The 14,801-nt window shown below is 40.3% G+C and carries 13 protein-coding genes; 1 reads left to right on the top strand and 12 read right to left on the bottom strand.

The features are described 5' to 3' along the window. Positions 1 to 135: 135 nt before the first annotated feature. The 11 genes from BrL25_RS19860 to BrL25_RS19810 all read right to left on the bottom strand — a co-directional run bounded on the left by BrL25_RS19860 (position 136) and on the right by BrL25_RS19810 (position 12,917). A complete protein-coding gene (locus BrL25_RS19860; protein ID WP_018672538.1) occupies positions 136 to 2,187 on the bottom strand; it encodes a methyl-accepting chemotaxis protein in 2,052 nt (683 codons plus the stop codon). Positions 2,188 to 2,520: 333 nt separating this feature from the next. Further along, positions 2,521 to 3,480 carry an ABC transporter ATP-binding protein gene (locus BrL25_RS19855; protein ID WP_026315240.1) on the bottom strand — a complete coding sequence of 320 codons (960 nt, stop codon included), beginning with the start codon at positions 3,478 to 3,480 and terminating at the stop codon, positions 2,521 to 2,523. Positions 3,481 to 3,511: 31 nt separating this feature from the next. After that, positions 3,512 to 4,507, bottom strand: a complete 996-nt coding sequence (locus tag BrL25_RS19850; protein WP_018672536.1) for an ABC transporter ATP-binding protein — start codon at positions 4,505 to 4,507, stop codon at positions 3,512 to 3,514. Positions 4,508 to 4,518: 11 nt separating this feature from the next. Beyond that, positions 4,519 to 5,433, bottom strand: a complete 915-nt coding sequence (locus BrL25_RS19845) for an ABC transporter permease (RefSeq protein WP_018672535.1) — start codon at positions 5,431 to 5,433, stop codon at positions 4,519 to 4,521. Between the two features lie 7 nt (positions 5,434 to 5,440). Next, complete coding sequence (locus tag BrL25_RS19840) at positions 5,441 to 6,373, bottom strand: ABC transporter permease (RefSeq protein ID WP_018672534.1); 933 nt, start codon at positions 6,371 to 6,373, stop codon at positions 5,441 to 5,443. Between the two features lie 503 nt (positions 6,374 to 6,876). Continuing rightward, a complete protein-coding gene (locus BrL25_RS19835) occupies positions 6,877 to 7,356 on the bottom strand; it encodes an Lrp/AsnC family transcriptional regulator (protein WP_026315239.1) in 480 nt (159 codons plus the stop codon). Between the two features lie 549 nt (positions 7,357 to 7,905). Continuing rightward, positions 7,906 to 9,042: a M20 family metallopeptidase gene (locus BrL25_RS19830; protein ID WP_018672532.1), complete on the bottom strand. Its 1,137-nt coding sequence runs from the start codon at positions 9,040 to 9,042 to the stop codon at positions 7,906 to 7,908. 18 nt (positions 9,043 to 9,060) lie between these two features. Beyond that, positions 9,061 to 9,867 (bottom strand): ABC transporter permease, encoded by an 807-nt coding sequence (locus tag BrL25_RS19825; protein WP_018672531.1) that lies wholly within the window; start codon positions 9,865 to 9,867, stop codon positions 9,061 to 9,063. Then, positions 9,864 to 10,706: an ABC transporter permease gene (locus BrL25_RS19820; RefSeq protein ID WP_018672530.1), complete on the bottom strand. Its 843-nt coding sequence runs from the start codon at positions 10,704 to 10,706 to the stop codon at positions 9,864 to 9,866. The genes BrL25_RS19825 and BrL25_RS19820 overlap by 4 nt, the downstream gene beginning before the upstream one ends. A 6-nt stretch (positions 10,707 to 10,712) precedes the next feature. Continuing rightward, a complete protein-coding gene (locus BrL25_RS19815) occupies positions 10,713 to 11,819 on the bottom strand; it encodes an ABC transporter ATP-binding protein (RefSeq protein WP_026315238.1) in 1,107 nt (368 codons plus the stop codon). Between the two features lie 9 nt (positions 11,820 to 11,828). Then, a complete protein-coding gene (locus BrL25_RS19810; protein ID WP_018672528.1) occupies positions 11,829 to 12,917 on the bottom strand; it encodes an ABC transporter substrate-binding protein in 1,089 nt (362 codons plus the stop codon). Positions 12,918 to 13,133: 216 nt separating this feature from the next. On the opposite strand from BrL25_RS19810, the gene BrL25_RS19805 reads away from it, so the two are divergent. Next, positions 13,134 to 13,889, top strand: a complete 756-nt coding sequence (locus BrL25_RS19805; protein WP_018672527.1) for an IclR family transcriptional regulator — start codon at positions 13,134 to 13,136, stop codon at positions 13,887 to 13,889. A 97-nt stretch (positions 13,890 to 13,986) separates the two neighbouring features. Here BrL25_RS19805 and BrL25_RS19800 read toward each other — a convergent pair whose 3' ends face one another. Next, positions 13,987 to 14,796 carry a purine-nucleoside phosphorylase gene (locus BrL25_RS19800; RefSeq protein WP_018672526.1) on the bottom strand — a complete coding sequence of 270 codons (810 nt, stop codon included), beginning with the start codon at positions 14,794 to 14,796 and terminating at the stop codon, positions 13,987 to 13,989. Between the last annotated feature and the right edge of the window lie 5 nt (positions 14,797 to 14,801).

Here is a 14,801-nt window from a genome sequence, read left to right as displayed (position 1 = left end):
TCGTACCTCCATTCGTATTTCTAGCATCCCCTTTTCTCAGGAAAATATTCACACTTTCAAAGAAATAAAATAGATAAAAACGAGCCGATAACAAAAAACTTGCCGTCTTTGGAAAAGAGACGGCAAGCTTGGTAGTTATACTTGGAATTTAGACACATGAGCTTCTAAATCATTTGATAATTCTTGCATGCTTTGTACATTTTTATTTATCTCTGAAATAGCTTTTAGCTGTGCTTCTATAGTTGTAACCGCTTCAATCAGTGATTGATCTATCTCACCGGACCTTTGTGACAAATTTTGCATGGAGCTACTAACAACTTGATTACCAGCTGCCATCTCTTCAGAAATAGCAGTCATTGATTCACTCTGTTCAGCAGCAGCCTGAATCTCCTGTAGGATGTGAGTAAAGGATTGGCCCACCATCTCTACGGATTTGAGTCCGACATCCGCTTGTTTTACTACATCATCCATGTTTAGTGTCATCTCTTTTGCTTCATAATTAATCGATCCTGCGATAGCTGCAATCTTTTCAGAAAAGCTACTGCTTTCTTCTGCCAATTTGCGGACTTCGCTTGCTACAACAGAGAATCCTTTACCTGCTTCTCCCGCTCGTGCTGCTTCTATCGCTGCATTTAAAGCGAGAAGATTGGTTTGAGATGCGATTCCTGTTATCATTTTAACGATTTCTGAAATTTCGTTAGACCGTTGACGTAAAGTATGCATTCGATTCGCATTTTGTCCGATTTCTGACGTAACACCACGAACAACCTCAACTACATCTTGAACCTGCTTCATTCCAACCTGAGCCCGTTCTAATGTTTTGGATGTAGCATTAGATGTAGCTTCTGCGGATATCGCAACCTGCTCCACCCCTTCGGAGATTTCAGAAACAGTAGTCACGGTACTCTGTACCTCTCGATTCTGCATAGAAATACGCTCTGAAATCCCGGTTAATGTACCTGAAATTTGGTGCAAGGATACCGTATTAGCTTCAGAATGTTTCTGCAACTCACCAGATGCCACATTCAAGACAACCGCTTGACTTTGTACACGTGTAATTAAATCCTTTAGTTCACCTACCATTTGGTTAAGTGCTTGTCCGACTTGGGCAATCTCGTCTTTACCCTGCACCTCTATGTCTGTCGTGAAATCTCCACTTCCTACTCGCTGCATTTGTGTTGTTACTGTGATCAATTGCCTTTTCATAGAATTTGCATACCACCAAATGGCTGCACCCGCTAGCACAGTGACCGGTATACTGACTAAGAATATAATCCAGCCCATGCTGTTTACTTCTCCGTAGATTTCCGACAGGCTTGTGCTTAATACCAGACTCCAAGGCAACGTTTTTAATGGAGCGATTGATGCAAATGATTCTATGCCATTATCAGTGTAGATGACATTTGTACTAGAGCGATCTATTACTTTTTGCATGATTTCTTTATAAGCTGGGTCGCTACCTACCTCTACATTATTCGTGTATTCCTCATTCTTATGAGCCACGACCAGACCATTTTCATTTAGAACATAGCCATAGCCATTTTCCATGAACTGAACTCCTGCTATTCTGTCCAGCATTTTCTGCATAGAAAAAGCAACTATTAGAATCCGACTAGTATCGCTATTAGACGGACCTACTGGTGTTGCGATATATCCATAGCTTTTTTCCACATGAGGTTGAATATCTTCACCAGAAATGATCATTTGCTTTTGGGAAACAGCTTCTTTAAAGAACGTTTTATCATTAAAATTCGTAAAATTCATAGTAGTCAATGAATACTCTTCGATCCCTGTTTTCCCATTCACGAGATGAATTTTTTTAATTTCCGGAAAACTCTGTCTCAATAATTTAAATTCATCTTTTACAAGGGTATCAATGTTGGTTCTCATTACATTCTTTGCAGCAGAACCTTTTACTTGTGTCGCAATTGAATTTATCCATTCATCAACACTTGCTGTGTATTGCTCTGTCAACATTTTGGATTGTTTGGTTGTAATGTTGATTAACGTATTTTTGGAGAAAGACAATACGATCGTTTCCAAGGTTCCAAAGATCAATAGAACCATGATGATTCCCCAAATAATCATTTTAGTTGCTATGGACTTCCCCATATGGAGTTTCATTTTTCTTATGTTTGTTAAAGAGGGTTTCCAGTTGTTTTTTACCCCTCTAACTCCCTTGATCATTTTTATCATCCTCCTTACATGTTGAAAAGCACGGTACATATCGAGCCTATGGTACCACAAATTATTCATATGTATAAACGAAACATGAAACTTATTATCTATATCGGAAAAACAGAGGGACTTAATTACTATAAAACTGTAAAATTTCACAAAATAATAACTTTACAAATGATTTACACACATTTTACAAAACATGATTCTCTGCTTATTTCGGGAACAACGCGAAATTGAAAAATGCCATGCCTACTAGGTTAGGTAAAAGAACAACGGCACCCTGCTATGCTGCAAGGCGCCGTTTTCTTTTATACTCGGTTTTCGCATAATGCAACGAATTTAGTTAAACAAGTGACAAGCTACAAAATGGCCTGATTCAATCTCTTTCCAATCTGGCTCTTTCGCTGCACACTCCGGCATTGCTTTCGGGCAACGCGTACGGAAATGACAACCGCTTGGTGGGTTCATTGGACTCGGTACATCGCCTTGTAGAACGATACGCTCACGAGTACGCTCGATTTCAGGATCTGGAATAGGAATCGCAGATAATAAAGCCTGTGTATATGGATGAAGCGGTTTTTCATACAGCTTTTCACTATCTGCTAACTCTACCATTTTCCCAAGATACATAACGCCAACTCGATCAGAAATGTATTTAACCATGGACAAGTCATGGGCGATAAACATATATGTTAAGCCCATTTTTTCTTGCAGTTGCTCCAATAAGTTAACAACCTGGGCTTGAACGGATACGTCCAATGCTGAAATCGGTTCGTCACACACGATAAATTTCGGTTCGACAGCTAGAGCGCGTGCGATCCCAATACGTTGACGCTGACCACCAGAAAACTCATGTGGAAAACGGTTCATATGCTCAGGGTTCAAGCTTACTAATGACAGCAATTCTTGGATGCGTTCTTTACGTTTTGAGCCAGAAGCAAGACCATGAATATCTAGAGCTTCTCCGATAATATCGCCAACTGTCATACGCGGGTTAAGAGAAGCGTATGGGTCTTGGAAAATCATCTGGATGTTACGACGCATGGCTTTCATTTCAGAAGGGCTTAATTTAGACAAATCTTTACCCTCAAAAAATACTTGTCCGTCAGTTGGATCGTATAAGCGAAGCATTGTACGACCAGCAGTAGATTTCCCACAGCCAGACTCACCTACGATCCCTAAGGTCTCACCGCGTTTAATCGTAAAGGATACGTCATTGACTGCCTTTAATGTATTTTCACCGATCTTAAAAAATTTCTTTAAATTGCGTACCTCAACCAATGTATCATCGTTTGACATATCTTTGTTTGCCATCTGTGCTCCTCCTCCCTTACGAACCTGTGCGAGCTTGTGCTAACGGATGTTGTAACCAGCAGGCGGCGCGTTGACTGTCGCTAATTGTGGTCAATTCAGGATCATATTCCATACATACCTTCATTGTGCACTCACAGCGCGCAGCAAAGCCACACCCCACTGGAGGTTTTAACAGGTCCGGTGGTGTACCAAAGATTGGAGTAAGCGGCTCATCACGATTTAAATCAAGTCGTGGTACAGAGCGCAACAAGCCTTTTGTATAAGGATGCTGAGGATTATAAAATACTTCATCAACTGTACCCTCTTCAATTACCTTACCAGCGTACATAACGACTACACGATCGCACATTTCAGCAACAACACCCAAATCATGCGTGATCATGATAATAGAAGTACCCATTTTCTTTTGCAAATCTTTCATCAAATCAAGAATTTGCGCTTGAATGGTTACATCCAGAGCTGTTGTTGGTTCATCGGCAATTAACAGCTTAGGTGAACATGAAAGAGAGATTGCGATCATGCCACGTTGGCGCATACCACCGGAAAATTCATGCGGGTATTGGTTCACACGACGGTCTGGTTGTGGAATACCTACAATGTTTAATAGTTCAATCGCACGCTCTTTAGCAGCAGCTTTGCTCATGTTTTGATGTTTAATCAAACCTTCCATGATCTGATTACCGATCGTCATGGTTGGGTTAAGAGAAGTCATCGGATCTTGGAAAATCATACCAATATCTTTACCACGAATGGATTCCATCTCTTTATTTGTCTTCTTAATAATATCCTGACCATTGAACAAAATCTGACCTTGCTTATATTCACCCGGAGGCGTCGGAATTAGCTTCATCAAAGATTGAGCTGTAACCGACTTTCCACAGCCGGATTCCCCTACAATTGCTACTGCTTCCCCTTTATTTACATGAAAGTTTACGCCACGCACAGCTTTCACTTCACCAGCATAGGTGTGGAAGGAAACATGCAAATCTTTAACTTCCAAAATTCGTTCCATCCTAATCCCTCCTATTTACGTAAGCGTGGGTCTACTGCATCTCGAATACCGTCACCCAACAGGTTTAAGGCCAAAATGGTTAAACTGATAAAAACAGCTGGGAACATTAATCGCCATGGGTAATACTTCATCGCTGGCAATCCCTCTGATGCCATGGTTCCCCATGAAGCAACTGGTGCAGAAACCCCTAGACCAAGGAAGGACAAGAACGCTTCAGCAAAAATTGCACTTGGAATCGACAAACTCAACGTAACAATGATCGGACCTAGAGCATTCGGGATCAAATGTTTAAAGATAATACGCTTACTATCAGCACCAAGCGATTTCGCGGCTAGTACATACTCTTGTTGCTTAAGCTGCAGCATCTGTCCCCTGACAATCCTAGCCATCCCGATCCAGCCCGTTATGGTAAGGGCTAAAATAATGGTGGTAACACCAGGTTTTAAAACAACCAGTAGCAAGATAACTACTAATAGATAAGGAATAGCAAACAGGATGTCAGCAATACGCATCATAATCTCGTCCACTTTACCACCATAGAAACCGGCAATACCACCCCAAAGTACTCCAACAATTAAATCAATAAAGGCAGCGGCAAAACCTACTTCAAGGGAGATACGTGCACCGTACCAAATACGAACGAACATATCGCGTCCTAAATCATCCGTTCCAAAAAAGTGTTCCATGGAAGGCTTTTTGTTTTTACCAGTTAAATCTGTCGAGAAGTAGTCATTAGAACTCACCATTGGCATAGCAATAGCACAGACAATAAGGGCTACTAAAAAGATGAGCGAGACCATAGCTACTTTATTTTGTTTAAGACGGCGCCATGCGTCTTGCCAAAAGGATAAACTTGGACGCTTAATTTGTTCTGCCTGACTAGCATCAACGGAGACAGGCTCAAAGTGTTTTTCTGTTAATTGCATTCTGTCACTACTCCTTTCCAACATCGCCAAGCTTAATGCGTGGGTCAATCAATGTATAGGCAATATCCACAATCAAAACCATGACAACAAGTATCATCGCATAGAAGACGGTTGTACCCATGATAACCGTATAGTCACGATTCGTAATGGATATAACGAATTCTCTACCAAGACCAGGGATACCAAAAATTCTCTCAACAACGAAAGCCCCAGTCAAAATGCTAGCGGACAAAGGTCCTAAGTAAGTAATAACAGGTAAAAGTGCATTTCGGATCGCATGTTTTACTGTGATAACGAAAGTACTTAATCCTTTAGATTTAGCCGTTTTAATGTAATCTTGTCCCATAATTTCAATCATATTAGAACGAGTCAGACGCGCGATAAAGGCTAGCGGACTTGCTGCCAACGCGAATGTTGGTAAGACAGTATGTTTCCAAGTGTCCCATTTTGCAATCGGGAACCATCCAAGCTCAATCGAGAAGATATATTGATAAAAACTTGCAAGGATAAAGCTAGGTACCGAAAGTCCAAGCACAGCAATCAGCATGGCACTATAATCCTGCCATTTATTATGATAGAGAGCTGCAATAACACCCAAGGAAATTCCGCCAAAAATAGCGACTAATAAAGCCTGTAGACCTAAATGTGCTGATACAGGAAATCCACGATTGATCATATCATTAACCGTTGATGATTTCTCAGTAAAGGATGGACCCAAATCCCAGGTAGCAATCCCTTTCAAGTACAACAGGTACTGTTGACTAATTGGTAGGTCCAGATTGTACTTTGCTTCCAGCGCTTTTTGAATCTCTGGTGGTACATTACGTTCACCGGTGAATGGTCCACCCGGAATTGAATGCATCAGGAAAAAAGTCGCGGTAACAATTAAAAACAGAGAAACAAACATAAAGATGATACGTTTACCAAGGTAACGGAGCAAACCTCATTCCCCCTTAAAAGATTTCTACTATCTCTACACAATCCACCTCGGTGCATCTTGGATGACCTTATGTGAATATATGATTGTGCTACTGTACAAGCAATCAGCATTTCCCTAACAAGCATTTACAATATTCGACAGTTTTTGAGCATACACTGTCCATCCTCTGTAAGACAGCTATCTATCCATTCTCAGTTACCTATTCACATGAAATGAACCATTCGTCTCTTTAAAATAATCTTATGCGTTATTGTACTACTTAAGTAAAGTAAACCAAATAGGTTATTCATTCTGAATATTCTAGATAAATAACAAGAGACTGTATAATGCCTTTTTAATCAGTTTAATTCATAAGGTTGATCATACATCTAAGCAGAGAGCAAGTAATTCACTAAATCATGCTTCTATACCTTATAGATGCATGATTCATAGTACAATGCTCTCATTTTATGTTTTTTCTGAAAAATCCAGCATCGGGAGATACGGTTCAAAAGCCGGCTTGTTCAACCCCCTTCTGGTGTCGTAATATCCTCTTCACGTACGTACGAAAAAGATTCTTTATACTGCTTTAGCTCCAAAGAGACATCGGCAGCGAGAATGCCATCGATTCGCGAGAGTTGCTCATTAACGAAGATAATCAGCTCATCATTACTGTAAAAACAGGCTTGTATAATTAAATCGTGCTTGCCACTAAAAGCTCCCACAAATGTAACCTGAGGTAATTCGGTTAACTCAGCAGCTACTTGTTTCTGTTTGCCCAATTTCGTGGTTAGCCCGATAAAAGCCAGCACATTAAGCCCTAACTTTTCCGGATCGGTGCGAATGACAAATTGAAAAACTCCATCATGTAATAGACGAGATATCCTCGAACGAATCGTGCCTTCACTCACTTTTAATTGGTGAGCAATCTCTGTATAAGGAGTTCGGCCATCTTCTTGGAGGATCTGCAAGATTTGCCTATCCACATGGTCGATTTTCCTCAATCTTACCACTCCATTTTACTCTTATTTCTGTTTGATCTCATTTACTCTACGAATTTACTTTCGTACATTTCCATTTCATTACGAATTTCGCAAAATAACGAAACAAACTCTCTGTTACATATAAAAATATTACGAATTTATTACGGTGTCAACGAATTACAGCCCCTACAAACATAAAATATTATAAACAAAGTGAATAGAACTAGCATGAATTTCCTACAAATGTATGTTACAAACTAAACTGATCAGTCAATTTTCATAAACTTTTCGATTTCAATCGAAATAGTCTTGTTAATAAAGCGGTGAATACGCTTTCAATTTGTCTCTTGTTTGAAATATCCCATTCTTTGTCTTTCATTATTATAATTTATTTATTTTATATTTTTTTATGTTTATCTGACAGAATTATCTTACATATGTAACATAATGCATTCGTTTTGAGCTTGTATAGTAACATTTAAAGGAACGACTCTCTAATCCATCCCTCCCATTTATCTACAAAAGCAGATTTGGCTTAGGTTTGGATCAAGAGAGTCTCATTAATCATTTTTAACATTCTTCTAACAAACGTGCTAATAGTGTCGTTCGTTTTGGGACATCTTTTATCCAAATGAACTCACGCGGCGAATGGGCATAATCTCCACTTGCCCCCAATCCATCTAAGGTGGGAACCCCACAAGCAGCGACAAAGTTACCATCACTTACACCGCCTGTTCCCTCTTCAGTTAAAGAGCAAGAGAATTCTTGTTCACAGATATACTTCGCTAACGCAAAGAGCGCATAGCTTTTCTCCGTTTTTTCCATGGGTGGACGATTGATACCTCCCTTCACAACAAGCTTTGTTCCAGAAAGTACTGGTTGTAGGGACATAATTACTTGATGAATCCGTTCGGCTTCCTCTTGAGATTGCACTCGTACATCTACTTCGGCTTCCGCATAATCGGCTACCACATTACGTCCAACCCCGCCTGTAATAGTCCCCACATTTATCGTAGTTCCACTTGTATAATTGGTGAGACTATGCAAGCGTTGAATATGATAGGTCATTTCTTGGATAGCTGAAATTCCTTTTTCATGATCAACACCAGCATGAGCCGAGACTCCCGATACTTGAATTGTGTATTGCGAACTACCTTTGCGCCATGTCTTCAACGCCCCATGGGGTGCCACCGGAGGTTCTAATATGAAGGCCACCTCTGCCTTTTTTGCTTCTTCTTCCAAAATCATGCGAGAAGTAGGGCTACCAATCTCTTCATCACCTGTTAGAAGAAGAACAATGGTTTTATCCTTAGGCAAACGATCAAACCTACTTAAAGCATGAATAGCAAACAGGGCTTGGAGAATACCTGCTTTCATATCATAGACTCCTGGTCCGTATGCTTTTTCATCTTCACAACGAAATGGTCGCTCTATAGATTCCTGTAGTGGCCATACTGTGTCATAATGACCGACTAATAAGATTCTTTTCGTTCCTGTTCCTACTTCACAACGCAGTTGGTCACCATAGGTGGGATTTGCATAACGGTGAATCTTTCCCCCGGTTAATTTCTGCATGACTTTTATATACCAAGCAATCATTTTTTCACTCTGTGGTTTATGTTTAGAAGGAGAGTCGATGTTCACACTCTCCTCTAATTTTTGCAAAAAGCTAGGCATTTGTTCTTGTAAATACGTATATAGGGCCATAGGTAGATGACATCTCCATTAGTGTTGTTGTGCGTTTAGTCCAAATAATCGATCTAAACCATATACCTTCTCCAATAAAAAGATAAAAAATAAACTAATAAGAATAACAACCGATGAAATAGAAGCTACCATTGGATCAAGCGATTCTTGCATATAAGTAAAAATAGCAAGTGGTAACGTTGTTGTATCCGGAGCAACCAGGAATAAGGATACCGTCACATTATCAAACGAAGTCAGGAAGGAGAAAATAAAGCCCGACAAAATCGCTGGACGTAGCATTGGTAATGTGATATCCCAAAACACATGTAGCGGTCTTGCTCCTAGCATAAACGCCGCTTTTTCCAAGGTATAATCAAAGGTAGTTAAACCCGTCAAAACCAGACGTACTACATAAGGAATAGAAATTAATATATGCGCCAGCAACAACCCTAAGAATGTTCCCCCAAGCTCCAGACGGGTAAAGAACAGCAACGCCGCGATACCAATAATCAACGAAGGCACTGTTAAAGGTGATAAGAGCAAGCCACTGATGACTTTCTTTCCCTTAAATTGATACTTAGAGATTGCAATGGCAGCCATTGTTCCGATCAATGTTGAAAGGATCGCTGTGATAGCTGCAAGCTGCAAGCTAAACCAGAAAGCATCTATAAACTCAGGACGATCTAGAATTTGTTTATACCACTCGAAGGAAAACCCTTCAGGGGGAAACGATAGGTATCCAGCAGAAGTGAATGAGCTTGGAATAATAATTAAAAAAGGTGCATTTACAAAAATCAAAATGGCAACGGTGATAACACCTAGCCAAGAAAATCTTCCTTGTCTCATGATGTAAACACCTCTTTATACCGTTTTGTTTCTACGAATCGACTAAATAAAGTGACCAACACAATCGTACTTGAAAGCAACATGATAGCAAGAGCTGCTCCTAGTGGCCAGTTAAGGGTCGACATGATTTGTTCAAAGGCTAGTACAGGAATAACTTTTACCGACGTTCCTCCCATTAAAGCTGGCGTTACATAGGCACTCATCGACAAGCTGAATACCAGCGTAATACCGGCAAATACACCGGGCATGCTCAGAGGTAAGGTTATATGAAAAAACGATTGAAAGCGTGTTGCTCCTAAGATAGAAGCCGCTTTGTACAAGGAAGCGTCAATGGTATAAAGACTAGTCGCAATCGCTAATACCATATAAGCAATAAAAGCATCCGTTAATCCTACGACAATCCCTAATTCGTTGTATAACAAACGTAGTGGTGCATCAATGAGTCCTACTTTTAGCAATATACTATTAATCCAGCCCGTATCTCCTAGAATGACAACCCAGCCAAAATTCCGTATAACAACACTAATAAGATGTGGACACAAAATTAACATGGTGACCAGCCCACGTAGCTTTCCTTGTGTGCGGGCCATAAACATGGCTACAGGAAATGCTAGTAGTAATGTACAGACAACTGTATATAAACTTAGAGAAATCGTTCGACCTAGTATCTCCAGATAATATGTATCCTGAAAAAACATGAGATAATTGGACCAACTAAACTGACCCTCTGCCCCTTCAAAACTTAAAAGAAGAATAAAAAGCATAGGTATAAGAAAGACGCCTAGCAAAATAATCATGGCCGGCAGAAGTAATAACAAATAGGTAAGTCGCTTAGACATCTTTTACTACCTCCCCTCCGCCATTACAAATACATCTTCTTTTTCCCATTGGCAAATTGCGGTTACTCCCTGCTTCATTTCAGTAAGCAAATTAGATTCTTGCACACGTACGTCAAGCTGAACGCTTCCAATTTGTACCTTACATTCGGTATAGGCACCAAGGAACGAGGAAAATGCCAGTTGTCCGTATACTTGATTATCCACGGGAAATTTATCACCTGATCTTTCATTCAACGGAAATAGTTTGATTTTCTCAGGACGAACATAGGCTATCACTCGCTGGCCTACCTGCAAGTTGGTATCAGTCGCAACTGCTTGTATCTCCCAATCTCCATCTGTCTTAATCGTCATGACCTGCCCGTTACTAGCTGTAATAAGACCAGGTATCCGATTTGATTTACCAATAAATGTATGAACAAATTCCGTTGCTGGATGGTTGTAAATTTCGTGAGGTCGACCAATTTGCTCCACTCGTCCATAATTCATAACTACTATTCGATCGGATAAAGATAATGCTTCCTCCTGATCATGTGTAACAAAAATGGTGGTAACTCCAATTTCCTGATGTAGTCGCTTGAGCTCATCACGTAATTCTTCACGTAATTTAGCATCAAGATTGCTTAAAGGCTCGTCAAGGAGTAACAGAGACGGCTCTACAACTAAAGCTCTAGCAATTGCAATACGTTGGCGCTGTCCACCTGAAAGCTGCTTGGGATACCGATCTGCTACATGTGGTAGCTTCACCAGCTCTAAGACCTTTCGAATTCGATCTTTTTGTTCTGCTTTAGAGATTTTGCGTAATTTTAATCCATAACCAATGTTCTCTCCTACCGTCATGTGCGGAAATAAGGAATAGGTTTGGAACACCATTCCCAATTCACGCTTATATGGAGGAACTCCATTCATCTTGTTTCCTTTAATGAGCAAGTCACCGTGATCTGGATCTAAAAACCCAGCAATCATATTTAACGTTGTGGTTTTACCACAACCAGAAGGTCCGAGCAAAGAGATGAACTCCCCTTGCTCTATCTGAAGATGGAAGTTATCAACAATAATCTGATTCTGAAATTTTTTCTGAACATTGATAAATTCTACATCAGGTACTCTTGTCAATGTGGACACCTACTTTCCTACCTTTGGCGCGATTTCCTTGTTGAATTGGTCAACCCATTTTCCCGTCTTGCTTCCCAAAACGGCATAATCAAAATGCACAACTTTAGTCCGATCAAAATCAAGTTCTTTCTTTACATCATCCGGTAAGTCCACTTTTGTTGCTGGGTTGTAATATAATTTTGAAGCATACATGCTCTGTACTTCATCGGTTAGTAAGAAATTCATAAATTCTTTAGCTGCCTCTGAATGCTTTGCACCCTTGACCATAACCGCTACGTTAGGTACTATATTAGCCCCTTCTTTGGGAAAGACGAATTCAAGTGGTAATCCTGCTTTTTTCTGTGTAATGCTACGCGCCATAGTCCAAGCTGTATAAGCAGAGGTTTTACTTTGCAAATTCTGTTGTAGCTGTGCAGCTGACTTTGCAAATGTAGGCATATAGCCAGCAATCGCTTCCAGCTTTTTGAAGCCCTCTTCCATTTCTTTTTCCGAACCACCATTGGCATACGCAAGCATGATTAGCGTACTACGTCCAAAGTTGCTTGTTACATCGGTTAAAATCAAATTTCCTTTCATTTCAGGACGAGCAAGATCATTCCAAGATTCTGGAACAGGTATACCTTTTTCTTTAATTAGATCGCTGTTGTAGGAGATACCCATAGGTGTGAAATTAACCGTAACTCCTGAATTTTCTAACACTTTCAAATCATCAGGTACGTTGGCGGCATTAGGAATGTCTTCTGCTGTAATCGGTTGCCATAATCCTTCTGTACGACCTTTCTCTTGCTCACCACCTTCTATGATAGCTACGTCTATCTGTGGAGAGTTTTGTTGTGCTTTTACCTTGGCAACAATTTCAGTAGACACACCTGATACATATGAGAGCTTTACGTTCGGATATTTTTCATTAAATTTTTTAAAAATCTCGTCTTTCATCAGCTTTTCTACGGTAGCACCATTTCCAGCAATAACTAGCTTGTCTTCCATCTGGGACGAAGAACTACTGCTTCCTGCTGGCTGTGCCGAATTTCCACATCCTGCCACCACTACTGCTGCAAGTGTAATTACTGATATCACTGTCCACGCTTTTTTCTTCATCATAAGCCCCCCATACTCTCTTTTATTGTTCTCTTATAGTGAACAATGTTATCCATATAAGAACGATATGTGAATTTTAGCATGAAAATTTGTAAAAATCAATTATTTGTGAAAATTATGTGTCCATGTTACAATACCGTTACATCAGGGCTTTTCCCCCTTTTTTTGGAATACAAGTCAGTCATGTATGACTTTTCATAGGAAAGGAATAATCGGATGGACAACTTCTTATCTTCCGTTAAAAAAAGCTGTCATCTTATGCAACTCTTTTTGGATTCTCCTAAAGAATTAGGTGTAACAGAAATAAGTAAAAAACTGGCGATGTCCAAAAGCGCTGTACATAAATTACTGACAACTTTAGAAAGCGAAGGCTTTATTCGTCAAAATCAAAAAACCAAGCAGTATGCGCTTGGTTATACTTTACTGGAATTAGGAACGAAGGTATTACGTGATCACGATACAGTCGAATATGCAAAGCCCCACTTGCATGAGCTGGCAGAGCAAACCAAAGAATTGGTATGTCTTTGTATTATGGATGGTAAAGATGCCATTTATGTGGACAAAATCGACTCCCAATATCCGATTCGTTTTACTGTCGATGCCCATCGGCGCTTCCCCTTGTATGCGACAAGTAGTGCCCGTTGTTTGCTCGCATATCAATCTGAAACTTTCATCGATGAAGTCCTAGCAACTGGACTTAAAGCATACACACCACAATCCCTTACTTCTACTGAGGATATGAAGCAGCGTTTGAGAACGATCAGACAAAATGGGTACGAGGTTAGTTCCAATCTACGCAATGTTGGTGTAACAGCTATTGCAGCGCCTATTTTCGATACAACTGGACAGGTTATCGCTTCCATTAGTCTGATCGGTCCTTCCGAGCGTATGCTTCCTCATATGGAGGTTTTTCAGCAAAAGGTATTGCGAACCGTTTCTCAATTATCACTTGGCTTAGGATATCACCACTAGTACAAAAAATCCCTTTGGCTCTTTTAGTCCAAAGGGATTTATCTTTGTTAGCTATAAAGCATGCCTTGATTCCACCAGTAGGCATGATCATGAATGATTACATCTTTTCTATAACACCTTTTACTAAAGAAAGAAACTCTGCTTTTACCTTCTCAGTTGTCTCCATTACCTCGTCATGAGATAATGGTTGATCAAGAATTCCTGCCGCCATGTTGCTGATGCAAGAAATTCCAAGAACCTCTATGTTCATATGACGAGCCACAATCACTTCTGGTACTGTGGACATTCCGACAGAATCCCCACCTAAAATACGCAACATGCGAATCTCAGCAGGAGTCTCATAGGATGGACCTAATAGTCCTGCATACACGCCTTCTTGTAATTGGATGCCTAATGTAGCTGCAACCTCTTTAGAAAGCCCACGTAAACGTTTGGAATAAGCTTCTGACATATCAGGGAAGCGAGCGCCTAAAGACTCATCATTTCCACCGATTAGCGGATTGCGGTACGTCAGATTGAGATGATCTGAAATTAACATTAGATCGCCTGGTTTATAGGATTCATTGACACCACCTGCTGCATTTGTAACAATGATGGTTTCTACACCAATCGCCTTCATGACACGAATCGGGAACACGACAGCTTCCAAATCATGACCTTCATAGTAGTGAAAGCGTCCTTGCATCGCTACTACCTGCTTGCCTTTCAATTTTCCAATTACCAGCTGCCCTTTATGTCCGACTACTGTTGATTTCGTAAAATGGGGAATCTCGTTGTATGAAATAACAGTAGCTTCTTCGATTTCATCTGCCAAAACACCTAGACCTGAACCTAAAACCAAGCCGATGGTTGGCTTTTCAGTAAGCTTTTCCTCAATAAACGCCTTTGCTTCAAGAATTTTGGACATGTATG

The sequence above is a fragment of the Brevibacillus laterosporus DSM 25 genome (assembly GCF_002706795.1).
In the GTDB taxonomy this organism is placed as follows: domain Bacteria; phylum Bacillota; class Bacilli; order Brevibacillales; family Brevibacillaceae; genus Brevibacillus_B; species Brevibacillus_B laterosporus.
Note: the sequence above shows the minus strand (reverse complement) of the source record. Positions and strands in the feature narration are given on the sequence as shown.

Coding starts and splice junctions, on each gene's coding strand:
- BrL25_RS19860 (WP_018672538.1), bottom strand. CDS start 2,187: ATGATCAAGGGAGTTAGAGGGGTAAAAAACAACTGGAAACCCTCTTTA.
- BrL25_RS19855 (WP_026315240.1), bottom strand. CDS start 3,480: ATGTCAAACGATGATACATTGGTTGAGGTACGCAATTTAAAGAAATTT.
- BrL25_RS19850 (WP_018672536.1), bottom strand. CDS start 4,507: ATGGAACGAATTTTGGAAGTTAAAGATTTGCATGTTTCCTTCCACACC.
- BrL25_RS19845 (WP_018672535.1), bottom strand. CDS start 5,433: ATGCAATTAACAGAAAAACACTTTGAGCCTGTCTCCGTTGATGCTAGT.
- BrL25_RS19830 (WP_018672532.1), bottom strand. CDS start 9,042: ATGGCCCTATATACGTATTTACAAGAACAAATGCCTAGCTTTTTGCAA.
- BrL25_RS19825 (WP_018672531.1), bottom strand. CDS start 9,867: ATGAGACAAGGAAGATTTTCTTGGCTAGGTGTTATCACCGTTGCCATT.
- BrL25_RS19820 (WP_018672530.1), bottom strand. CDS start 10,706: ATGTCTAAGCGACTTACCTATTTGTTATTACTTCTGCCGGCCATGATT.
- BrL25_RS19810 (WP_018672528.1), bottom strand. CDS start 12,917: ATGAAGAAAAAAGCGTGGACAGTGATATCAGTAATTACACTTGCAGCA.
- BrL25_RS19805 (WP_018672527.1), top strand. CDS start 13,134: ATGGACAACTTCTTATCTTCCGTTAAAAAAAGCTGTCATCTTATGCAA.
- BrL25_RS19800 (WP_018672526.1), bottom strand. CDS start 14,796: ATGTCCAAAATTCTTGAAGCAAAGGCGTTTATTGAGGAAAAGCTTACT.